At 37.8% G+C, this 21,718-nt stretch carries 16 protein-coding genes; 4 read left to right on the forward strand and 12 right to left on the reverse strand.

Annotated features, from left to right (window positions below; genetic code table 11):
* Nucleotides 1-178: 178 nt before the first annotated feature.
* Nucleotides 179-514, reverse strand: a complete 336-nt coding sequence (locus ACTJKC_RS05615) for a n-acetylglutamate synthase (RefSeq protein ID WP_440790650.1) — start codon at nucleotides 512-514, stop codon at nucleotides 179-181.
* Nucleotides 515-562: 48 nt separating this feature from the next.
* The gene (locus tag ACTJKC_RS05620) at nucleotides 563-928 is read right to left on the reverse strand and encodes a DUF2116 family Zn-ribbon domain-containing protein (RefSeq protein ID WP_344849118.1); all 366 of its coding nucleotides are present in this window, start codon (nucleotides 926-928) and stop codon (nucleotides 563-565) included.
* Nucleotides 929-1,168: 240 nt separating this feature from the next.
* On the opposite strand from ACTJKC_RS05620, the gene ACTJKC_RS05625 reads away from it, so the two are divergent.
* Nucleotides 1,169-1,504, forward strand: coding sequence for a single-stranded DNA-binding protein (locus tag ACTJKC_RS05625; RefSeq protein ID WP_344849120.1), 336 nt, complete (start codon nucleotides 1,169-1,171; stop codon nucleotides 1,502-1,504).
* 62 nt (nucleotides 1,505-1,566) lie between these two features.
* Here the strand turns inward: ACTJKC_RS05625 and ACTJKC_RS05630 are convergent, their stop codons facing one another.
* From ACTJKC_RS05630 to ACTJKC_RS05655, 6 genes are all read right to left on the reverse strand, one after another.
* A complete protein-coding gene (locus ACTJKC_RS05630) occupies nucleotides 1,567-3,618 on the reverse strand; it encodes a TonB-dependent receptor (RefSeq protein ID WP_440790651.1) in 2,052 nt (683 codons plus the stop codon).
* Nucleotides 3,619-3,699: 81 nt separating this feature from the next.
* Nucleotides 3,700-5,019: a PQQ-dependent sugar dehydrogenase gene (locus tag ACTJKC_RS05635; RefSeq protein WP_440790652.1), complete on the reverse strand. Its 1,320-nt coding sequence runs from the start codon at nucleotides 5,017-5,019 to the stop codon at nucleotides 3,700-3,702.
* A gap of 134 nt (nucleotides 5,020-5,153) precedes the next feature.
* A complete protein-coding gene (locus ACTJKC_RS05640; RefSeq protein ID WP_440790653.1) occupies nucleotides 5,154-7,871 on the reverse strand; it encodes an outer membrane beta-barrel protein in 2,718 nt (905 codons plus the stop codon).
* A 120-nt stretch (nucleotides 7,872-7,991) separates the two neighbouring features.
* On the reverse strand, nucleotides 7,992-8,564 hold the full coding sequence (locus tag ACTJKC_RS05645; protein ID WP_440790654.1) for a hypothetical protein: 573 nt from the start codon (nucleotides 8,562-8,564) through the stop codon (nucleotides 7,992-7,994).
* Between the two features lie 226 nt (nucleotides 8,565-8,790).
* Entirely contained in the window at nucleotides 8,791-10,137 is a 1,347-nt protein-coding gene (locus ACTJKC_RS05650; RefSeq protein ID WP_440790655.1) for an ankyrin repeat domain-containing protein, read from the reverse strand.
* Between the two features lie 9 nt (nucleotides 10,138-10,146).
* The gene (locus ACTJKC_RS05655; RefSeq protein ID WP_440790656.1) at nucleotides 10,147-11,349 is read right to left on the reverse strand and encodes an ankyrin repeat domain-containing protein; all 1,203 of its coding nucleotides are present in this window, start codon (nucleotides 11,347-11,349) and stop codon (nucleotides 10,147-10,149) included.
* A gap of 987 nt (nucleotides 11,350-12,336) precedes the next feature.
* On the opposite strand from ACTJKC_RS05655, the gene ACTJKC_RS05660 reads away from it, so the two are divergent.
* Entirely contained in the window at nucleotides 12,337-14,556 is a 2,220-nt protein-coding gene (locus tag ACTJKC_RS05660) for an NADP-dependent isocitrate dehydrogenase (protein WP_440790657.1), read from the forward strand.
* Nucleotides 14,557-14,746: 190 nt separating this feature from the next.
* On the opposite strand, the gene ACTJKC_RS05665 is transcribed toward ACTJKC_RS05660, so the two are convergent.
* Nucleotides 14,747-16,069 (reverse strand): tetratricopeptide repeat protein, encoded by a 1,323-nt coding sequence (locus ACTJKC_RS05665; protein ID WP_440790658.1) that lies wholly within the window; start codon nucleotides 16,067-16,069, stop codon nucleotides 14,747-14,749.
* 372 nt (nucleotides 16,070-16,441) lie between these two features.
* On the opposite strand from ACTJKC_RS05665, the gene ACTJKC_RS05670 reads away from it, so the two are divergent.
* The gene (locus ACTJKC_RS05670) at nucleotides 16,442-16,849 is read left to right on the forward strand and encodes a hypothetical protein (RefSeq protein ID WP_344849136.1); all 408 of its coding nucleotides are present in this window, start codon (nucleotides 16,442-16,444) and stop codon (nucleotides 16,847-16,849) included.
* A 121-nt stretch (nucleotides 16,850-16,970) separates the two neighbouring features.
* On the opposite strand, the gene ACTJKC_RS05675 is transcribed toward ACTJKC_RS05670, so the two are convergent.
* The 3 genes from ACTJKC_RS05675 to ACTJKC_RS05685 all read right to left on the reverse strand — a co-directional run bounded on the left by ACTJKC_RS05675 (nucleotide 16,971) and on the right by ACTJKC_RS05685 (nucleotide 20,760).
* The gene (locus ACTJKC_RS05675; protein WP_440790659.1) at nucleotides 16,971-18,797 is read right to left on the reverse strand and encodes a DNA polymerase III subunit gamma/tau; all 1,827 of its coding nucleotides are present in this window, start codon (nucleotides 18,795-18,797) and stop codon (nucleotides 16,971-16,973) included.
* A gap of 319 nt (nucleotides 18,798-19,116) precedes the next feature.
* A complete protein-coding gene (locus ACTJKC_RS05680) occupies nucleotides 19,117-19,872 on the reverse strand; it encodes a DUF1570 domain-containing protein (RefSeq protein WP_440790660.1) in 756 nt (251 codons plus the stop codon).
* Nucleotides 19,873-19,896: 24 nt separating this feature from the next.
* Entirely contained in the window at nucleotides 19,897-20,760 is an 864-nt protein-coding gene (locus ACTJKC_RS05685; RefSeq protein WP_440790661.1) for an AraC family transcriptional regulator, read from the reverse strand.
* A gap of 182 nt (nucleotides 20,761-20,942) precedes the next feature.
* On the opposite strand from ACTJKC_RS05685, the gene ACTJKC_RS05690 reads away from it, so the two are divergent.
* Nucleotides 20,943-21,536: a hypothetical protein gene (locus ACTJKC_RS05690; RefSeq protein WP_440790662.1), complete on the forward strand. Its 594-nt coding sequence runs from the start codon at nucleotides 20,943-20,945 to the stop codon at nucleotides 21,534-21,536.
* The last annotated feature ends 182 nt before the right edge of the window (nucleotides 21,537-21,718 follow it).

Consider the following 21,718-nt stretch of genomic DNA (forward strand, 5'->3'; position numbering starts at 1 on the left):
ATCCAAAAGTAGTGTGGAAAGAAAGGGTAAGCTACCCGAAACTTGCTCAGTTTAATTTAGCTACAGCATTCAGGTAAAGGTTATCTGTTGATCTTAAATTGGCTGTGCTCAGGAGGTTAGTTGTTAATTAGGGTCTGTTATCATTAAGAAATTTCTGAGCGATCAACCTGTCCAAAATCTATTTCTTCAATAATCGATTGTCATTCCGATTGATCTCCCGAAGTCCATTTCCATGTTTTATAAAGTCTGATTTTACCATTGCCAGTTGTTCAGGCCTTAAATTGCAAATTCCGGTCATAAGTTTGCCTTTATCGTTTACCTGGTGGTAACGCATCTCGATCTGACCATTTTCATCTCCCAGGCCAATTAAATGTCCATAAATAATCCTTCCTCCTGCATACGCTGAAGTTAAGATATTTCCTGTTTGTTGATATTTAAAGATTGTTTCTGCCGAAGTTTCCCCATTTTCGGTATTACTTACTGGCCTGAAGTGCTTGTTATTGTAATTTATCATCGGGCGATAAATCTAAACATCTCATCAGGAATAAAAAAATAAAGCTAATTAAGCCAGCCAAAGGCTTTCTTCTCTTTTAACTAATAATACTTTTTCATTATTTAAAAGCAGATAGCCGTATTCATAGCAAAAGATATAGCAATTTCCATTTTGTGTTTCATAGCTATAAGTATGGTAGTCAAAATTAAAACCTGCCGAAATTAATTTTTTACGGCTAATTTTCGCCTTGCCATTCGGGTTAAATTGTGCAAGAATGGTACGGTTCTTTTTTAAAATACTGTTAATGCGCCTAAGTACGAGATGATCCTCGGTTTTTAAGCGGTTATTGTAATTATTGCGACAAGAATCGTCGCAGAATTTTTTATCGGCTCTCCCTTTTATCGGCGTTCCGCAATCTAAACATAAGCGTTCCATAATAATACCTTTTTTTATTATGGGATGATGATCAAATTTATAAAATAAAATGATCGAAAGAAAAAAAATATAAACCCTCATTTAAGGCAGTAAAGAGGCTTTATTCGTTTATAAACGTTTATAAACGACTATAAATATTTACAATCCGACTAAATTCTGGTCTTGTTCGCAATTTTGTTCCTGTCGGTTGCCGAAGTGGCAGCTGTTCTTTAAACATTTAGAAACTTAAAATTTAGAATCATGGAAAGCGCAATTAACAAAGTAGTATTAAGTGGGTTTGCAGGTGCAGATGCAGAGGTGAAAACAGTTATGAATCAAAAATTAGCGAAGGTTAACCTTGCTGTAAACGAATCATATAAAAACTCTTCAGGCGAGGAAATTAAAAAGGTACAATGGTTTAATCTGACTTTCTGGAATTCTAAAGCTGATATTGCTGAGGCACAGATTAAAAAAGGTACAGGCTTAACGATAGAGGGAAGGCTGCAGACTAATACTTATGATGCAAAGGACGGAACGAAGCGTTATAGCTTTGATATTATTGTTAACGATGTGGCAATAAAAGAAAATGAGAAATAAAAAATTTTTTAAATAATGCTCACCCGCATCCTGTAAAGTTTTTTACAGATGCGGTTTTTTATTTATAATCTGACCGAAAGACCTGTATAAAAATTGATTCCTGCCGCAGGGTTGAAATACCTTCCATTTGCCGCATTTAAGTCGTTACCTAAACTGTAATTTACATTGAGCAGGTTATTTACCCCGGCAAATAAATCTAAACGGGTTTTATTTATTTTTAAATTCCTGATGCCTAATTTGCTTTCAACCAGGTGATATCTTTTAGCAAAAACAGTGTTGGCATCATTTAAAGGGATGGAAGACGTATAATTGTGTTGCACAAACAGGTAAAATGCTTTCGGAAAATTAAACTCTAAACTATTTACTAAAATACTTTCCGGAACACCGGTAAGTTTATTGCCACTAAAGGCCGTAGTACCACTTACAAAATTTTCGAACCTAAAATGGCTAAAGGTATAATTACTTCTCAGCTGTAAGCTGGTTAAAAAAGAAGCATCGTTTCTGATGATCCAGATGGCAGTTTCCAGTTCAATGCCTTGTTGTTTGGTTCCTCCGGCATTGATAAAATACTCGGCATCGTTTTGATTTAACCGTCTAACTATAGCATCCTTCAAATGGTAACTAAATAGATTTCCATTAGCGTAAAAGCGGTTATTTTTGGTTTTATAACGCAGCCCCAGCTCGTAATTCCAGCCTAATTCTGCCTGCAGGTCATTATTGATATTGTTATCAGATGACCTTACTTCTGCAATGGTTGGAGGCGAATAACCTTTGCTCACCGAAGCCCTGGCCGAAAAATCAGAAGTGATGAGGTAAGATACCGCTGCTTTTGGCATAAACTGGGTATCAAATTTCCTGTGTTTTGAGGCAATTTCCACAGGGAAATAACTTTCGTAATTATACCGGTAGAAATTTAAACTTGAAGCAAGTTCGATCAGAAATTTATTGCTGAGGTCGAAATTTAACCGCAAATAAGCAAAATCCTGCCTGGCTTTTAAGCGGTCAGATGCCTGCATAGCGGTAGCCTCACCGCCGTTATTATTGAAATTCTTAATCTGGCTTTTTGTTCCCGAACTTTCTAATCCAATCTGTGCGTTAAATTTAAAATCTTTTCGTACCTGTACATAGTCCAGGAATGTCCTTAAACCTAAGGTGCTTTCGTACCTTTTTTCGTAATTGGTTATAAATGGATTTTTGAAATCGGTATAGGTGGTAAATAAGGCAATAACATGTTTAAAATGAGGATTAAACTGATAAGAATTGGATAAGCCTCCAAAAATAGTTTTGTTGTAAATAGCCGCCTGCTGCGAAATGGCTCCCGGTATGGTAGGTGTAGCCGGACGTGCCAGTTTAGGGTCCTGCTCTAACTGGCTGGCTGTTAATCCGCCCGGTGTGTTATAGCCTAAATCGCTGTAGAAGGCAAAAACCTTTAAATTGCCGGCAGTACTGTAATTCCATTGCTGAAAAGTCTGGAAATATTTTCTGTCCATCGCACTGTTCTGGCGGTAACCATCACTTTTCTGATAGCCTTCGCTAAAACTGAAACTGTAATTTTTAAATTGATGTTTGATGTCTGCCGTTTGATGGAACAAACCATAAAAACCTGCATTAGCAGAAATACTGACTTCATTATTGCCTAAACCTGGCGGGTTGATTAAAAGCGCACCACCTGTATTGGCACCGAATATGCTGGCTTCTGGTCCTTTGTAAATTTCCATGGTACCAACCGCAGCAACATCCAAGGCATTTAAATAGGTATTGCCACCTGCATCGGTTAGGGGGAAATCATCTACATAAATTTTAACATTTCTGATGCCAAATGGCGAACGTAATAAACTGCCACGAAGAGATAAACGGTAACTGCCTGGGGAGCGTTCTTCCATCCGTACGCCAGGCGTGGCATTTAACGTACTTACTAAAGAGTTGCTTTGCTGGTTTCTGATTAAACTGCTATCAATTAAACTTACCGCCGATACCGATCTTAACAAAGGCTGGCGGTTATAATAACCTTTTACCGTAATATCTTCAAGTTTTTTGGTCGAATCTTGTTTAACAGTTTGTGCTAAACCCGTAAATGCAGATAAAATTAATAGTAGCGTAAGGTTTGATTTCAAGATAAGGAGGATTGATGTTTTAACCACAGATTGGCAGCTAAATTTACCGTATATTCTGCTAATCTGTGGCTAATTGATAAACTATTTTGCTGCTACTTTCCAAATTACGCCGCTAACATCATCAGCTACCAGTAATGCACCATCTGGTGTGAGTGTAACGCCAACCGGACGGCCATAAACTTCTGCTTTATCTGCATCTGCAATAAAACCGGTTAAAAAATCTTCAGGTTTTCCTGTTGGTTTACCATCCTTAAATGGTACGAAAGCTACCTTATAACCAGAAATTGCAGACCTGTTCCACGAACCGTGCTGACCGATAAAGGCACCACCCTGGTATTTTTGTGGAAATTTTGTGGCTTTATAAAAAGCAAGGCCTAAAGAAGCGGTATGTGCACCAACGGCAACATCGGGCGCTATGGCTTTTTTTACCATGTCAGGATTTTTGCCTTTTAAACGCGGATCTTCATTTTGACCATAGTAAGAAAAAGGCCAGCCATAAAAAGCACCGGGTTTCACACTTGTAATGTAATCAGGCACAAGATCATCGCCAAGGCCATCACGCTCGTTAACCGCTGTCCATAACATATTCGTTGTTGGTGCCCAATCTACGCCTACCGGGTTGCGTAAACCGCTTGCATAAATTTTTTCTCCGGTTCCATCTGGATTAATTTCCAATATATTGGCTCTTCTTACTTCGTTTTCCATTCCGTTTTCGCCTACGTTACTGCCTGATCCAACGGTTACATAAATCTTGCTTTTATCTGCATTGGTGATGAGGTTTCTTGTCCAGTGATTGTTATAACCACCCGCCGGAAGGCTCAGAATCTTTTTACCTGTTGCAGTTATTTTGGTATCGCCTGTTTTATAAGGATATTGCCACAAACCATCGGTGTTTGCTACATAAAATGAATTGCCGATAATCAGCATGCCGAAAGGCTGGTTAAGGCCGTTTAAAAATGTGGTTACGGTTTCCGGTTTGCCGTCTTTATTGTCATCACGATAAAGCAAAATGGTATTGGCACTTTTTCCGGGAACCTCAGATTTGGCTTTTCCGGTAACCGTATTGGCTACAGATTCTGCTGCGCTTCTCTCTGAATTGGAAAGCGCCACCAGTACATCACCATTTGGCGCAATATAGGTGTTCCGCGGGCTTTTAATATTGGATGCAAACCTGGTCACTACAAATCCCTCAGGAGCAATTGGTGTTTTTCCTTTCGGCCAGCCAATTACCTTGCTAAATTTGCTTTTGGCGGCATTGGTATCAGGTGCAGGTAAATCAACTGCTCCGGTTTTAGTGGTTACCGTGGTATCTTCGCCCTGAGGTTGCTTATTAGAATTGGATTGGCATCCGAAAAGTACTGAAGCTGAAAGGATTGCTGTGTAGAAAATTTTATTTTTCATGTTGAACTGGTTTTATTAGTTTTCATGAAATAAACATCGAAATGAGTGGAGATGTTTTTGATCGGGCGAAATTGCCCCACTTAAAATAAAAAAGGAAAGTACCCGAAAGTACCTTCCATAGGAGAGAGCGCTCCTTATTTTCCTTTAAAGATATTCAGTTTGTACTGATAGGTAACAAGGAAGTATCGTTTTAATATTTCTCTATCTGAGATGTTAACCGCATTATTATAGGCATACCTGCTTACCGAAATGTTCTGATCGAAAAGATCGTAAACCGAGATTTTCAATTGTCCGCGGTCTTTTTTAAGCATTTGGAGCGACAAAGCCAGGTTTAAAAGGTGGGAACTTCTGGGAAAACCTTCCGCAATCTGTGGATTGTAATTATAAGAGTAGTTGGCATCGAGGATGATTTTTTTAGGCCAGCGAAGGCTAAAATCAGATCCGATGGTATGTGAGTAGGTATTTACGTTGTTGAAATTAACATCCTTATACCTGGTCATCTGCTTAGTGAAATTATACCTGGCGTTAACGCTTAATAACTCATTATAATTAAAGCTGATGTTTTCTCCCAAAGTAGTGTAAAAACTGTTTTCGAAACCTTCATCGGTATTGAGTATAAAAGGCCTTCTGTTTAAATTCAGGTTTAAACTGGTATTAAAACCCACCTGCCATTTCTGAGATTTTTTTAGCTGCTTGCCAAAATTTGCACCCATGTAACCGTTGGTACTTCCGTTGCGGTTAACAAAAGTAGTGGTATTTGCGCCTGCACTACTTAACAGCGTTTGCTGAATTACTACGTCGTTGCTGAAATTTAAACCTGAATAAATATTAAAATTGATCTGTTTACTGTGGTTATATTTATAGAGATTGAAATTTAAATTCCTTACCCTTGAGGGTACCAGATCGGGATTACCGGTTGTTTTATAAAGGGAGTTGTATTCGCGGACAATGGGTTGCATCTGAGATATGCCAGGCAGGTCTAACCTCTCGTCGTAACTGAACGAAAAACCTGCCCCATCAAAACGCATACCCGGAAAGAAATTATAAAACTTTTGATTAACGTCGTTATACCCGTAATTGAATATATTTTTCACATCATTTAGTTCGGCTTTAACGCCGAGCCGGATACTGTAGTTTTTGTTTATTTTATATAATAACTGAGGACGGATATTTTGGGTAAAAATATTACGCTGTAAATCGTTGCTCAGGTTTACCTGTAAAATATCGTAACCAGCGGTAAGTGGATTTCTTTCAAAGATACTTAGCTGATCTTTATTGCTGGAGTATTTAGAATAAATGTTTGTTTCTAAGATCAGTTTTTCGGTGATGAGCGGATAATTATAGGTCAGGGATAAATCAACTGAGCCCGATATTCTCCAGCTATCTTCATAACGGTCCTGCCTTTCCGATTCTACATCCGCAGTATAAGAAACAATGTTATAGAGCGAGAATTTATCTCCGCCATTGTTATTTAACTGAACAAAATTTGTAATATTTAATGATTCGCCTTTTTTCTTTAACCTGCGGTAATAATTAAAATTGTGCGAAAAACTGGTGTTGTTTGCATTATATCTTGAGTCAAAAGCAGTTTCTCTAAGTTTTGGAAATGCGGTATTGGAGGTGTTGCCGAAATTGTCATTCAGGTTGTTATCGCTGCCAAAATTAAATTTAGGTTCGTACCTGATCCTGTTAATGGTATCGGGCACCCATTCAATCAGGCCGCTAATGGCATGTTTATCATTTTTATTATTGCTGTTGTTTTGCGAAACAGATACCAGTTTGGTATCGGGCAGAAACTGTTCGTTATAATTTTGACTGTTAAAAATCCTTTCGGTGTGGGTATAAAAATAAACCAGGTTGAGTTTTAGTTTTTTGCCATAATTGTTGTTGATATTAAAGCCGCCTGCAGCTACATTTTCCATGCCGCCATAACCTCTGCCGCCAAATGTTCCATCGTAAAACTGCGATCCTCCAGAACGATCGAAGCCACCCATAGAATATAAATCCTGACTAGAAAAGCCTGTTTTGTTAAGGTTATTGGCCAAACCAATTAAACTTACCTGCAAAGTATCCCTGAAATTACTGAGGATACCAGCTGCTTCATAACGGTCTCTGCTGCCCCCGCCACCATAAATTTTGCCCAGTGTACTTTTCTTGATTTTGCTTTTCATCTTCAGGTTGATGATTTTGGCCACCTGTGCTTCGCTCACCAGATGATCCGGATCGTTTTCGCGGTCGTCGTAAACCTGGATTTTATCGACCATATCCGCATCAAGGTTTTTAGTCGCTACTTTGGGATCGTTGCCGAAAAATTCTTTTCCATCGATTAACAGTTTACTGATCGATTTACCGTTTACGAGGATGGAGCCATCCACATTTACCTGTACGCCAGGTAATTTCCTCAGCAATTCTTCTACAACAGCATTAGGCCGGGTTTTAAAAGCTTCAGTATTAAATTCAATGGTATCCTTTTTAATTACAACCGGCGATCTTTCTCCTTTAATCACCACTTCTTCGAGGTGATGGCCTGCCAGTAAAACCGTACCGAAATCTTTAATTACATCCTTTTTCAGTTCGAGCATTTGCCTGAATGTGGTATAGCCTACATAGGAAATAATGAGTTTCGTTGGTCTTTCAACCGGGATTCCTGATAATTTGAAAACACCGTTTTTATCGGTAAGTGTGTAAGAAATTAGGCTGGTATCTTTAGCATTAACAATGGCAACTGTGGCAAATTCAACCGGCACTTTGGACGATGAATCGGCAACTATACCTTTTACGGTGGTTTTATTTTGCGCCATCAGGTTAAAGCCCGTTAAAATAAACAGGAGTAGGGTGAGAAGCTTGAGCATTTAGGTATTTGGTTGAGCTATAATTTGTAACGATTAGTTAAACTAAATTACAGCATAATAACCAAAGATTTAGTTAAGAATTGTTAAATCATTTTTAATTGCTCAGGATCAATTTAGATTTTATTTTACCAGATTTTCCAGTAACCTGGTTTCAATGTCTTTAGCATTTAATAACAGCGCAGAGAATTGCGGATCGGATTTCACCAGTAAGAATTTCCCGTTAGGCAGCACAATGGCAGAGGTACCGCAGGTAGTTACCTCTTGAAATAACAGTTTCTTTAAAAATCCAGGATCGGTTTCTATTTCCAGGCCTTTTGATTTAACCTGGCTGAAGCTTTCGCCTACCTCACGATACTGATAAATGGCAACCTTTGGCCGGGCGGCAGCTTTTTCGAGGATGTTTTTTTGGAAAGTCCACCTTACATTGTTTAAAAATTCGGCATTTTGATAGTTTAAATCGTTCCAGCAACCATCCTTATTGAAATCATATTTGATAATGATGGTGTCTTTTAAGGCAAGCCGTTCATTTTGTTTTAAAAAAGTATGCAGCGAATCGATCTGTGCATCAGTTAAAGTACCTGCCTGATAACGTTTGTTCTCATCCACATAGAGTTTGGGAGAACAGCTATATATAAGGACGGAAAGAAAAACGAAAGTGAATAACTGAAGTTTGATTTTGGAGATACTTTTCATTTTATGAGCATTAATGTTGTCTAATAAATTTAGAACTAAATATTTATTAGACAATATTTATTAATAGAAAAGTTTGCCATTGAGAGGCAAAACGTTGTTTTAACTTCTCGAAAGCAATCTTAAAGCGCATGCAAGTAGCAATCGTTATAAGATTGCTTCGTCGGCTGAAAAAGCCTTCTCGCAATGACGATACCCTAAAGCCAATCAGCTATGTTGGCGTTTCAACTCAACCTTTCAAAATCTTTGCTTTCTCCGCATCAAATTCTTCCTGCGATAAAATTCCGGCATCTAATAACTCTTTTAAATCTAATAATGCCTGTTTTTTTGCTGCCATATCGTTTTTTGGCAATTCAGCCGTGTTTTCTATTGAAATTGTATTTGAACCTTGTACATTAGAATTAGCTGCAGGATCGTATTTTAACAAAAGTTCGGTAATCTCGTTAAAGCCTTTAATATTCGAATAATCGATTGGTTTTTGTTCTTTTACGTTTACGATTGACGGATCGGCAGATTTTTCGAGTAAAAATTTAACCGCATCTTTTTTGCCGTTTGCAGCAGCATAATGTAAAGCTGTGTTTCCGCTTTCATCCTGGATATTAACATTTGCACCTTTTTCCAATAATAATTTCAGCATACTTAAATGACCGCTTTTGGCGGCAACATGTAACATACTTTCGCCACCATAGTTATAATTATTATCAAAAGAGAAACTGGCAGAAACGGAAATGTTATTGGCTGTTTCTACCCACTCCAGATACGAATACATCGAATCGTCGTTCCCCGAAAGTGGTTTGGCATAATTTACATCCACACCGTTAGAAAGAAATAATTCGACAACTTCTTTCTGGTTATTGGCGCAGGCATACCAGATGGGCGATAAACCATTTTTTGAAGATACAAATACATCTGCACCCTTTTCTACCAGTGTTTTGGTGAGCATCCGGTTGGCATCATAACAGGCAAGTAACAGCGCTGATTCTCCGTTATGGTTAACATGATTAATATTGGCTCCTTTATCAATAAGTAGCTCAACCATGGGATTATTTTTAGATTTAACTGCAAAAATCAAAGGCGAATCGCCATGTTTATTGGTGGCATTGATGTTGGCGCCAAATTCCAGTAGTTTTTGAACAACCTCCTTATTTCTCCAGGCAGAGGCGATAAGCAGGGGTGTTTCTGCCTCATTATTTTCGCTGTTAACGTCAAGGCCTTTATCAAGTAGCTTTTCCAGCACTTCAATCTGCCCGTTTTGGGCAGTTAAATGCAGCAGGCTGTTTCCCTTAAGGTCTTTAATATCAATCCGGGCACCTTTATCCAATAAGTATAGTGCAGTTTGTTTCTGTTTTTGCAGGCAGGCAAAATAAAAAGGTGTTTCGCCGTTGTGGTCTTCATAATCTAAATCTGCACCTCGGTCGATTAAAATTTTTACCAGGTCTAAATACCCATGGTGGGCAGCATAGTGGAGGGCGGTTCGGCCTTTTTCGTCCGTATAACCCACTTCAACTTCGTTATTTGCCAATAAAAGTTCGGCTATTTTGCGTTTGCCGCTTTCGCAAGCAATTATAAATGACATCGACATATATTAAGATTGTTTCATTAGCAGTTCAACCGTTTTTATTTTCAGGTTATCATCAGAGGCCAGCATTAATGCCGTCTGATCCTTATCGTTGCTTATTGCAGTATCTGCTCCGTTTTCAATTAAGAGTTTTACCTTACGATAGGTTTCCTTCGCTTTTTCCGCTTCGTAGTTTACGTTGTAGGCACAAACTTTATGCAACAGGGTGTTCCCTTCATTATCTGTTCTGTTGATATCCACCTGTCCGCTTTCTAAAACCGCTTCTAAAATATTGGCCTGTTTTTCGGCAATTACATCCAATGGTGTTTTATCTGCACTGTACCAGGTGCTGGTCTGGTATAAGTCGGCACCATCACTTAGCAATTTTTTAAGAAAGTTAATGCTGCTTTCGCTGTTCGACATCATGCGAACATATTCGAAAAGCAATGTTTCGCTTTTTTTACTCACCTGATCAAATTCTGGTGTAGAGAAATTGCGCAGCGTATCGTATATATTTTCGCTTTGCGCATGTGCTACTGCATAAAAGAAGGCCGAATTCCCCTCCCGATCGGTTTGGTTTGGATCAGCACCGTTTTCGAGCAGGTGTGCAATTAAATTTTTCTTGTTAAACTTAATCGCGGTGATTAAAGGTGTTTCCTGTACTATATTGCCCTCATTGATATCGACACCCTCATTAATGAGGATATCGATATAACCCTTAAGCAAATCTGTAGTCTGCTCGTCGTTGAGGTTATACCTTCGGAAACTGCTTTTTACCACATGGTGGATATAATTTTCCTCGGCATTGTTTTTAAAACTGGTCGTGCAGCCTGCATCAATACACGCTTTGATTACGCCTAAACTTACGCCATTTTCGAAGAGATAACCCAATAAGGTTTTCGCATTTACTTCATCGTTCAGGTTATCGAAGTGGCCAATAAATTCGCTAAAAAAAGCAAGATCTTCATCTTCGTTTCCCAGGTTGTAAATGATACTATGAAAAATACTTTTGTCAAAATTGTCGAATTCGTAAATATCGGTTTCGATGGTTTTATCTTTTACCATCATATTTAAGATTTCGTATTGTTTTTCTTTGAAGAGGTTGTCGAAAATAGATGATTTCTGATAATCTTGAAGGTTTTTGGAGAGTTTTTCGCCGTTTTGCATCGAGCTTTTTGCTTCGTCAAATTTACGGGCATTTAACTGCTGATCTAAGGTAGTTTCGGTCATTTCAATTAAAAATTTTAAAATAGATAGATATTATGGTTGATCCTACAAAAGTTTAGCCAAAGCAATGTGCCTGAGAAAAAAAAATATTGTGAATGTTGCTTATGATGGTTACTGTGTAAATTGTTGAGAATGTTTAATCGGTTAATTGTATGAATTGGTTAACTGTTGCCTAGCAATTGCTAAATTGTTATCCGCAGATTGCCAACTGAAAATTGGTTATTTTTCGGCTCCTATGCTAATTTTCCGTGCCAGAAGCCTAAGTTTATAACCCTGATCGGAGCGGCATCCCCGATATTTCGTCGGGATAAAGCGGAGAGCAGGACTTACTTTAACAAAAGCGAATGACGCTGCGCTCCAAATACTTTTCTGGCACTCTATGCCGTGGGCATGGTACTTTGCTGCGCCAAAGTACCTAAAGCGCTTTGTCAATCCGGCAATGGGCCTTTTGCACAAACCCATACAAATCAAAAAAACAGCGGCACTTCGTTTTGTGTTCAATTTTTTTTAACCTGTAAATTATCGTTAACGAACACAAAACCACTGCGTTTCAGGTTTGATGGTGCCATTTGTTCTGCATTGCACCTGTTTTTTTGATTTTTCCGGCCCCTGGGATTGACGGCGTACTTCGGTAAGGATGGTTTGCTTTTTTAAGCAAGCTTGCATAACGCCATAAAAAAGTTAAAAGAATTGTTTCCGTGCCAGAGGCTTAAGTTTTTAGCTCTGATCGGAGCGGCATCCCCGATTTTTCATCGGGATAAAGCGGAGAGCAGGAGTAACGATGAAAATAGCGAATGACGCTGCGCTCCAAAAAACATTACTACAGTCATTAATATTTTACTAAAGGAATGCCTGATGCTTATCATAAATAACATTACGATGTTCCTTAATTCATTCGATTATTTTATCTTTAGGCGATTTTAAAAAGATTGGTTTGCAAAGCCATAAACCGATCGGATCATTAAATAAATAAGCAAAATCAATATAAATATGTCAAATACATCAAAAATTATCTACACCAAAACCGATGAGGCGCCAATGTTGGCTACTTATTCACTTTTACCTATTGTACAAGCTTTTACCGCATCAGCAGGTATTGATGTAGAAACCAGAGATATTTCTTTAGCAGGAAGAATTTTGGCAAACTTTCCTGAGTATTTAAAAGACGACCAAAAAATTGGTGATGCTTTGGCAGAGCTTGGTGCATTGGCTACCACTCCTGAAGCCAACATTATCAAATTACCCAATATCTCTGCTTCTATCCCACAATTAGTAGGTGCAATTACCGAGTTACAGGCTCAGGGTTTTGCCATTCCCAACTATCCGGATAATGCGCAGAGCGACGAAGAAAAAGCAATTAAAGCTAAATATGCAAAAGTTTTAGGCTCAGCTGTAAACCCGGTTTTACGCGAAGGTAACTCTGACCGCAGGGCGCCTAAAGCGGTTAAAAACTACGCCAAACAAAACCCGCACTCGATGGGTAAATGGTCGGCAGATTCTAAAACAAAAGTGGCCAGCATGACTGAAGGCGATTTTTATGGTTCAGAAAAATCGACCACTGTTGCAGAAGCCGGTCAGTTTAAAATTGAATTTGTAGCTGAAGATGGTTCGGTAACCGAATTAAAAGGATTATCGCCGTTAAAAGCAGGAGAAGTGATTGATAGCTCGGCATTGAGTTTATCTGCATTGAAAACTTTTGTGGCCAAAGAAATTGCTGAGGCTAAGGCTGCAGGCGTTTTATTATCCGCGCATTTAAAAGCAACGATGATGAAAGTATCTGACCCGATTATTTTCGGTGCCATTGTTGAAGTTTATTTTGCAGATGTTTTTACCAAATATGCTGATCTCTTTAAAGAATTAAATATCGATACCCGCAATGGTTTAGGTGATGTTTATGCAAAAATTGCTGGTAACCCTAAACAGGCTGAGGTTGAAGCTGCATTGGCACAAGCCATTGAAAACGGTCCGGCTTTAGCGATGGTGAATTCTGATAAAGGAATTACCAACCTGCACGTGCCAAGTGATGTGATTGTTGATGCTTCTATGCCAGCCATGATCCGTACATCAGGCCAGATGTGGAATAAAGAGGGTAAACCTCAGGATACGATTGCATTAATTCCAGATCGTTCTTACGCTGGTGTTTATACCGCAACCATTGATGACTGTAAAGCTAATGGCGCTTTTGATGTAACTACCATCGGTTCGGTACCAAATGTGGGTTTAATGGCCCAAAAAGCGGAAGAATATGGATCTCACGATAAAACTTTCCAGGCTACAGGTTCGGGAATCATCCGCGTTACTGATGCTGATAGAAAAGTATTTTTTGATCAGAAAGTAGAAAAGGGCGATATTTTCCGTATGTGCCAAACTAAAGATGCCCCAATTCAGGATTGGGTAAAATTAGCGGTTAACAGGGCACGTTTGTCAGAAACCCCTGCGGTTTTCTGGTTAGATGAGCAAAGAGCGCACGACAGGGAAATTATTGCAAAGGTAAATACTTACTTAAAAGACCACGATACTACAGGTTTGGATATCCGTATTTTAGCACCAATCGAAGCAACCAAATTTACTTTAGAGCGTATCCGTAAAGGTTTAGATACCATTTCGGTTACCGGTAACGTATTGCGTGATTATTTAACCGATTTATTCCCGATTTTAGAATTAGGTACTTCGGCAAAAATGTTATCAATTGTACCATTAATGAATGGTGGTGGTTTATTCGAAACCGGTGCAGGTGGTTCTGCTCCAAAACACATTGAGCAGTTTATTGAAGAAGGTTATTTACGCTGGGATTCGCTTGGTGAGTTTTTAGCCCTTCAGGCATCTTTAGAGCATTTATCTCAGACTCAAAACAATGCAAAAGCACAAGTATTAGCTGATGCTTTGGATGAGGCAAATGCTAAATTTTTAGCGACAGATAAGTCACCGGGCAGGAAATTAGGAACGATCGATAACCGTGGTTCTCACTTCTATTTAGCTTTATATTGGGCTGAGGCTTTAGCTGCTCAAAGTAAAGATGCTGATTTACAGGCCAGATTTGCGCCTTTGGCTAAAACTTTGTTAGAAAACGAAGCGAAAATTAATGAAGAATTGATCGGTTCGCAGGGCAAACCTCAAAACATTGGCGGTTACTACAACCCTAATGATGAATTGGCAAGCAAAGCCATGCGCCCAAGTGAAACATTAAATACTTCTTTGGCAGCTTTATAAGCTGAGTTGTCAACTTTAATGTGCTCCTGGCATAGAAGCTGACAACTCTTGAAATATTTAGCGTCCTGATGTAAAAATCGGGACGCTTTTTTTGTGAATTGTCAACTTTAATATGCCTTTTGTGTAGAAGTTGACAATTCTCATATTCTTATACGCGCCATACAACCCCAATATTTAAAAGTTCTGGTTTTTATTTTGTTATTAGAAGAAATTGAGGATCTGTCCATAAGTTTTGAATCTCAGGATATTGTTTCATGTCATCTTTTAATTCGGGCTCTAGCCTCAAAGCATTTTTTAAAAATGATAAACACTCTTCCGTTTTCCCCTGAGAGTTTTTAATTATACCTATTTGATAATAATTCCATGAAAAATCATGAAGTTTATTTAATTCTTCAAATACAGTAATTGCCTCGTCGTAAGAACCGATTCCTTTTAAGTGTAGGCCTTTACAATAATCCAACTGATATCTGGCATTAACATTTATCTGGAATTTTATATGCTCAAACTCGCTCAATGCCTTGTCTTTCGGTAATCTTGCAAAGACATCCAGGGTTAACTGAATGACAACATTTTCTCTAAAATAATCTTCAAAAAGTACCTGCAGTGATTTTAGTGCATTATCTAAGTCATTTGCCTTTAAGTAAATTTGGACCATGTAAATTAAAGCATTTGGACTTTTGGGGTCATTTTTCAAGATTAACTTTACGGTATCGATGAAATCAGTCTCATTTATTTCATTCAGCATGTCATAAAGTAAATCCATTTTACTTTCTAAAATTTTTAAATGATTGGGTTCGATGGTAAGTGCCTTATTATAAAATTCTAGTGCTTTTGCGTAATCTTCCTTTTTATAATATAATGTTCCTTTGTTTGCATAAGCTAGAGTTGAGTTTTCATCAAGTTCAAGTGCTTTGTTAAAAAGCTCCAGTGCATTCTCTAAATCATCTCTTTCCATCTGAAAAGCTCCATACGCAATATACCGGTCAACCTGTTCTGCATCTACTTTTCCTTTTGAATGTTCGGGGTTAGGCACTATTTTTATTTCAGAAATAGCACCTGTATCAAGTTGTTCCTGGAAAGCGTCTACCATCAACTCTAGTTGCTTTTTTAACTTTATTATAATTTGGTTAGCCTGATAATCATTTAATTGCTTTTTTAGTAAATGATTATATACAACATGATAATTGTGTTGATTCTTGAAATATATTTCTTCGGCATAAGCTAAAATTTCGGTTTGATAACTTTCATTATTAAATTTCTGTTCGTCAATGCCGTCAGAATAAATTGCTTTTTTCTTTTTTAAAAAAGAATCTGCTTTTTCAAAAATGATTAAAACCTGATCTTCACTTAATCCAATTTTTCTGAGTTCGTTTTTCGCTAATTCCGGATTATGTATGTTTTCTTCGAGTTTCCACATTGCTAATGCATAAACTTCATTTTGGAACTGTTTAGAATGAAACTTTGTCTCATCAATTCCTTTGTTTTTTTTCTTTAAGAAGTCAAAAAATCCCATTTTTTAAAATTCCAATTGATATAATGTTCCTACGGATATACTAATATATTAAATAAGTAGAAAATCAATCATTAAATATTTTACTCTTACCGCTCGGGCTGTGTACCCATAAACCGAAACTAAAAACCAAATAACTAATCATGTTATATTTATCTATAGCTTACAGCTTGATGATTACCGGCGCTTTGCTGCGTGAGGGATAGCAACGGAAAGCCCACAGCCAAGAGGAACGAATGGCGAGGACTTGCAGTGTATAGCCCGACCCTTGCGTAGCTTGGGGCACGCCCGGATATTAATAAAATTCTTTTGTTAATGAAAAACCTTATCTACACCGTTTTGTTATAACCTTATAAATTATAGGAGACCAATATCATGGCAATTAACGAGAACAAAGGATCACAAGACAAAATACATAGCACCACAGAAAACAGCGAAATCAATAAGGAAAATTTATCGTACGATAAAAATAAGGAAAGTTATGAGCTCGATGTAAAAGGAACTGACAGCGAATACGATCACCCAATGGGTTATGAAACGGTTGCGGCAGGTGCAAAAGATGATGATTCTACTTATGATGAAGCAAACCCTTATGTTGGTGATGAATATGCACGCAATGAAGAAATTGCTGAAGATAATTTAGAAGAACTGGGCATGCATGTAGATAATGGTGAAAGTGTAAAACTTAATCCGGAAGATGAAATACTTGCCCGTACACCAGAAGATAACCGCGATGATTTAGATGAAGAAGGTTACCCGGTTAATGATGCGCCCCAAAAATAGTCAGGATATTGCCGTTGGAAGATGGTAATTTGAAGAAACAATCATAAATGGAAAAGCAGGGTTATACGCGTATAACCCTGCTTTTTGCTTTGTTACAGCATTAGGATTTTTTGATTAAATCTTAAGGATTAATATCTAAATTAAACCTTCTGCGTAATTCATCCAGTTTAGGGTTTTTATTTACCAGGTAATCGTATTTTTCGCGGTTTCCGTATAACCGGTTTTCTATTTTACGCTCTACCAGTTTGTAGGTAACTTCTACACCAAAATTTCGGAGTTCGTTCCTTAAAAAATTTAGAAGCTCAACAGATTCCTGCTGGATAAGGTGTTCCTGCGTTTTACTTTCTACCGAAATCTCAATCAGTTGAGGATTTAAAAGGGTAGGGGCAAAATTATTTAAAATGGTAAAAAGGTTAATTTTATCTGCAGCTTTAAGCTTTTGGGTATATATGCTCCACACTTCCAGTAAGCGATCGTAACTAAAAACTTCACGGGCCTCGCCGGTTGCTTTTTTAGGGCCTTTATCTTCTTCTTCCTGGGCAATGCGATCAAAATCATTCAAAGATGGGATCAACATGCTTGTTGCACTTGCCTTTGGAATATTGATGCTGATGGAAGTAGCAGAGGGCGGAGGACTGCTAACCCTTGGCGTTTCCTTTGCTTTTTCTTCTACAGGAATACTGGAGGAAACAGAAACATTAACAGTGGGCGGAGGAGTGGAAACGGTGCTTTCGCTTGCGGCTTTTGGCCTGGGGCTTTCAACCTGTTCGGCTACGACATTAGTTTTTTTTTTATCCTGATCTCCGTCAATTGCTGTGTTATTAGTATTTAAAGGTTGTTGTGCTAAATTGACGACCGACCGGATATGGCACATTTTAATCAGTGCCAACTCTACCTGTAAACGCTGGTTTTTAGAATTTTTATAGTTTAAATCGCAGGTGTTGGCCAGGTTTAATGCAGTTAACAGGAACGAAAGTTCTGTTTGGCGGCACTGATCAAGGTATTTCTGCTTGATATTTTCGCTTACCTCTAATAATTTAATGGTAGCTGCATCTTTACCCACCAAGAGGTTACGGAAGTGACTTGCCAAACCGTTGATAAAGTTATTGCCATCAAAACCATTGTTCAGGATTTCGTCGAACAAAAGTAAAGTCTGGCTCACTTCTGCAGCAGTTAAATAAGAGGTAAGTTTAAAAAAGTAATCGTAATCTAAAATGTTCAGGTTGTCGATTACCGCTTTGTAGGTAATGTTCTTGTTGGCATAACTGGCAATCTGATCGAACATCGAAAGCGCATCGCGCAATCCACCATCTGCCTTTTGGGCAATAATGTGTAAACCATCACTTTCGAAAGCAATATTTTCGCGTTGGGCAATGGTTGAGAGGTGACTGGCAATATCTTCTACCTGGATCCGGTTGAAATCAAAAATCTGGCAACGCGATAAAATGGTCGGCAGGATTTTATGTTTCTCGGTAGTAGCCAGGATAAAAATGGCATATGATGGCGGTTCTTCCAAAGTTTTCAGAAAGGCATTAAATGCACTTTGCGATAACATGTGGACCTCATCAATAATATAAATTTTGTATTTTCCGGCTTGTGGCGGTATGCGAACCTGTTCAATCAAACTACGGATATCGTCAACAGAGTTGTTCGATGCCGCATCTAATTCGTGCACATTAAAAGAATGTCCGTTTTGGAAAGAAAGGCAATTATCGCATTGGCCGCAGGCTTCCATATCGGCTGTAGGATTGGTACAGTTGATGGTTTTAGCCAGGATACGCGCGCAGGTCGTTTTACCCACCCCACGTGGTCCGCAAAATAAAAATGCCTGGGCAAGCTGGTTGTTTTTAATGGCATTTTTTAACGTACCGGTAATATGCTGCTGGCCAACTACGGTTTCGAAGGTGGCTGGGCGGTATTTACGGGCAGAAACGATAAAATTTTCCATCGGCACGAAAATAGGAAAAATTTAGGTGTTGCAAGGGCGAAAAACCGGAATGTGGAAAAGTTGGTAAGAGGTTAAAATGTTGGAATGTTTTAAAGTTGATGGGGCAGTTGTTTTATTGTTGAATGTTAAAACGTTGAAAGGTTAAGCTTAATTAAATCAATCACTCTTTAATTTGTTGTAAAGTTGAAATGTTAGATTTAACCTAAAAATTCACTCATTCAAAATTCACTAATTAAATTCACTCATTCAAAATTCACTCATTCAAAATCCAATCATTCAAGATTCAATCATTCAAAATTCAATATTCCTAAATCTAAACTCAGGGATGAAACCTGTAAAACTGTTTATAATTGCTTTCAAATGCATCAAAACTACCGTAAGTAAGCTCAATGGCCTTTTCAGTATCATAGCCTTGTGCCGTTAATTTGATGATGTTTTTTAACGCTTTGGTACTTTTATTTTTAATAAAATAGTAGATTATACTATAAGCCGTATTATAATTGTCGTCTACACCGTGCCCGTAAAAAGTGCCATCGTATATTTTGAAAAACTTTTTTAATCTTCCTGTATCACTGTCGGCTATACCCGTTTTTATGCTTTTAATACGGTAGGTTTGAGGGTAAGAATATAAATTTGCTTCGCTGTCGAAATCCAGTGTTTCAAAAAATTCAGCCAATCCTTCATTCAGCCATTTAGGTGCTTTTTTATAATTGAACTGAAAAATACTATGGCTGGCCTCATGCAAGGCTACTGAAATAAAGTTGCTTCCTTTCATAATAAAAGCTTCATTTATTGCCGGGATGTAAAATCCCGTGGGCGAAGGCGCGTTGTATTTGGCTTTTTCTACACGGTAATCTTTAGATTTTCCATAGAGGTTTATTTTAACGGGTACAGTAATGTTCTCGCTGGTTTCGAAAATTTCATTACAGAACATGCGCTCATAAGCAATCAGCTTTTCTATTTTCTTTTGCTCACTCTCGCTTATTTTGCAATTGACCAGGTTGATCTCAACATATTGCGCATGAAGCGACAAGCTGATTAAATTGATTAATAATAGTATAAGGATCCTGTTCATGTGTTAAAAACTTATCCTAATATATTATTTTATCACCGATTTCAATTCATTTCTATACTCAGAAGCACTTTTACCTGTAAATTCTTTAAATAATTTGTTAAAATGGCTAAAGTTGTTAAAACCGCTTTCGTAAGAGATATTGGCAATACTGATCGGTTTTTCGGCTAAAAGTTTGGAAGCATGAACTACGCGGTATTCATTTACAAAATGCGTAAAGGTTTTTTTTGTGATTTTTTTAAAATAACGGCAAAATGAAGGAACCGTCATGCTCGACATTTCTGCCACATGCTGCAAACTAATCTGTTCCTGAAAATGGTCTTTCACATAATTGAAAATCATATTAATGCGGTCGTTATCCTGCACCTGCATTTCCATCGAAAAACCATCAGCGTTTAAGATTTTATAATCGCTGGCCAGCTCAAGTTCTTTTAAAACACTGAGCAAAGTTAAAAGCCTTTCGAAAGGTGGCTGATCGTCCATCATTTCTATTCTGTCGCCAACTTTACGCATGGTTTCGCTGCCAAAAGCGATCCCATCCTTAGCTTTATCAAATAATTCGTGGATTCCTTTAATTTCCTGCAGACCTAAAAAAGTACTGCCCAGAAATTCCGGTTTCATCTGGATTACCGTTTCATTTTTGTTCCCCGTATTGGTGTCGGTAAATCCGCAATGGGGCAGATTGCTGCCAATCAAAATCAGATCGCCGTCGGTATAATAAGAAACGTGACTGCCGATCTGTCTTTTGCCGGCGCCACCATTTACGAATACCATTTCGATTTCCGGATGATAATGCCAGAGATGTGCCATGTTATTGGCGTTTTCTACATATTTTGAATAATAGAACGAGCTCCCGAAAGAGGGTTCTACGACCTCGAAACTTGGTTTCATTATTTCCTGAATTATACCTCTAATTTAATTAAAAAATATGCTTTATTATAACTATTGCTAAAATAGTGGTTTAATTGGGGTAATATAGCATAGAAAGTGGAAAATATGCAACTAACTATATGTAAATTACCTTCTTACCTTAGTACCATCATATAATGATTAACTCTTTAAAAATATTGGTTATGAAAAAGTTCTTAAAAATCGGTTTAATAGCAGCTCTTTTTTTTACTGCTACGGGTGTTCACGCTAACGATGATGATTTTACGCTAAAGGTAAAAGGCGAGAAAGAAAAATATATCCGTTTTACTGCTGATAAAGCAGAAAATGTGAATCTATCACTTATAGGTTCGGATGATGAAGTTTTGTTTGAGGAAAATATTCACGCTGCTGCATTCTCAAGTAAAATTTATGATTTAAATGCACTTCCTGACGGAAAATATGTGCTTAAAGTAGAGTCTGATTTAAAACTGGCAAAATATACCGTTACCATTAAAGATGGTGAGGCAATTGTTTCTGAGCCAAAAATCTCTAGCATATTTAAACCGGTTTATACTTTTAATGATAAAGTGGTAACGCTTAGCCTTGATAACCTGGATAAAAACCCAATCGAAGTTAAAGTGTACAACGAATACAATGATGAGGTTTACAATGAGGTGTTTAAAGATAAAGCACAGTTGACCAAAAAATTCAATATCAGTAAAACAGATTCAAGAGAGTTAACCTTTGTGGTGAAATTTAAAGATGAATCTTTTGTTAAAACGGTACAAACTTACTAACAACAACAGCTAATTGATACAGGGGGGATCATCGGATAGATGAATTCCCCTTTTTTATGTAAGATGGATAAGGAATGTAAGATGGATGATGTAAGATGGATAATGTAAGATGGACGAGGGGTGATGTAAGATGGATGAGGTAGTATCATCATTTCCATCACAAATCATACATTATAATTTTC

Source organism: Pedobacter sp. 22226 (assembly GCF_052045455.1).
In the GTDB taxonomy this organism is placed as follows: domain Bacteria; phylum Bacteroidota; class Bacteroidia; order Sphingobacteriales; family Sphingobacteriaceae; genus Pedobacter; species Pedobacter jeongneungensis.

What these genes read in the sequence shown, in the direction of transcription:
- ACTJKC_RS05645 (WP_440790654.1), bottom strand. Translation starts at nt 8,564, where the DNA reads ATGAAAAGTATCTCCAAAATCAAACTTCAGTTATTCACTTTCGTTTTT.
- ACTJKC_RS05665 (WP_440790658.1), bottom strand. Translation starts at nt 16,069, where the DNA reads ATGGGATTTTTTGACTTCTTAAAGAAAAAAAACAAAGGAATTGATGAG.
- ACTJKC_RS05690 (WP_440790662.1), top strand. Translation starts at nt 20,943, where the DNA reads ATGAAAAAGTTCTTAAAAATCGGTTTAATAGCAGCTCTTTTTTTTACT.
- ACTJKC_RS05650 (WP_440790655.1), bottom strand. Translation starts at nt 10,137, where the DNA reads ATGTCATTTATAATTGCTTGCGAAAGCGGCAAACGCAAAATAGCCGAA.
- ACTJKC_RS05615 (WP_440790650.1), bottom strand. Translation starts at nt 514, where the DNA reads ATGATAAATTACAATAACAAGCACTTCAGGCCAGTAAGTAATACCGAA.
- ACTJKC_RS05675 (WP_440790659.1), bottom strand. Translation starts at nt 18,797, where the DNA reads ATGGAAAATTTTATCGTTTCTGCCCGTAAATACCGCCCAGCCACCTTC.
- ACTJKC_RS05670 (WP_344849136.1), top strand. Translation starts at nt 16,442, where the DNA reads ATGGCAATTAACGAGAACAAAGGATCACAAGACAAAATACATAGCACC.
- ACTJKC_RS05660 (WP_440790657.1), top strand. Translation starts at nt 12,337, where the DNA reads ATGTCAAATACATCAAAAATTATCTACACCAAAACCGATGAGGCGCCA.
- ACTJKC_RS05680 (WP_440790660.1), bottom strand. Translation starts at nt 19,872, where the DNA reads ATGAACAGGATCCTTATACTATTATTAATCAATTTAATCAGCTTGTCG.
- ACTJKC_RS05685 (WP_440790661.1), bottom strand. Translation starts at nt 20,760, where the DNA reads ATGAAACCAAGTTTCGAGGTCGTAGAACCCTCTTTCGGGAGCTCGTTC.
- ACTJKC_RS05625 (WP_344849120.1), top strand. Translation starts at nt 1,169, where the DNA reads ATGGAAAGCGCAATTAACAAAGTAGTATTAAGTGGGTTTGCAGGTGCA.
- ACTJKC_RS05635 (WP_440790652.1), bottom strand. Translation starts at nt 5,019, where the DNA reads ATGAAAAATAAAATTTTCTACACAGCAATCCTTTCAGCTTCAGTACTT.
- ACTJKC_RS05655 (WP_440790656.1), bottom strand. Translation starts at nt 11,349, where the DNA reads ATGACCGAAACTACCTTAGATCAGCAGTTAAATGCCCGTAAATTTGAC.
- ACTJKC_RS05620 (WP_344849118.1), bottom strand. Translation starts at nt 928, where the DNA reads ATGGAACGCTTATGTTTAGATTGCGGAACGCCGATAAAAGGGAGAGCC.
- ACTJKC_RS05640 (WP_440790653.1), bottom strand. Translation starts at nt 7,871, where the DNA reads ATGCTCAAGCTTCTCACCCTACTCCTGTTTATTTTAACGGGCTTTAAC.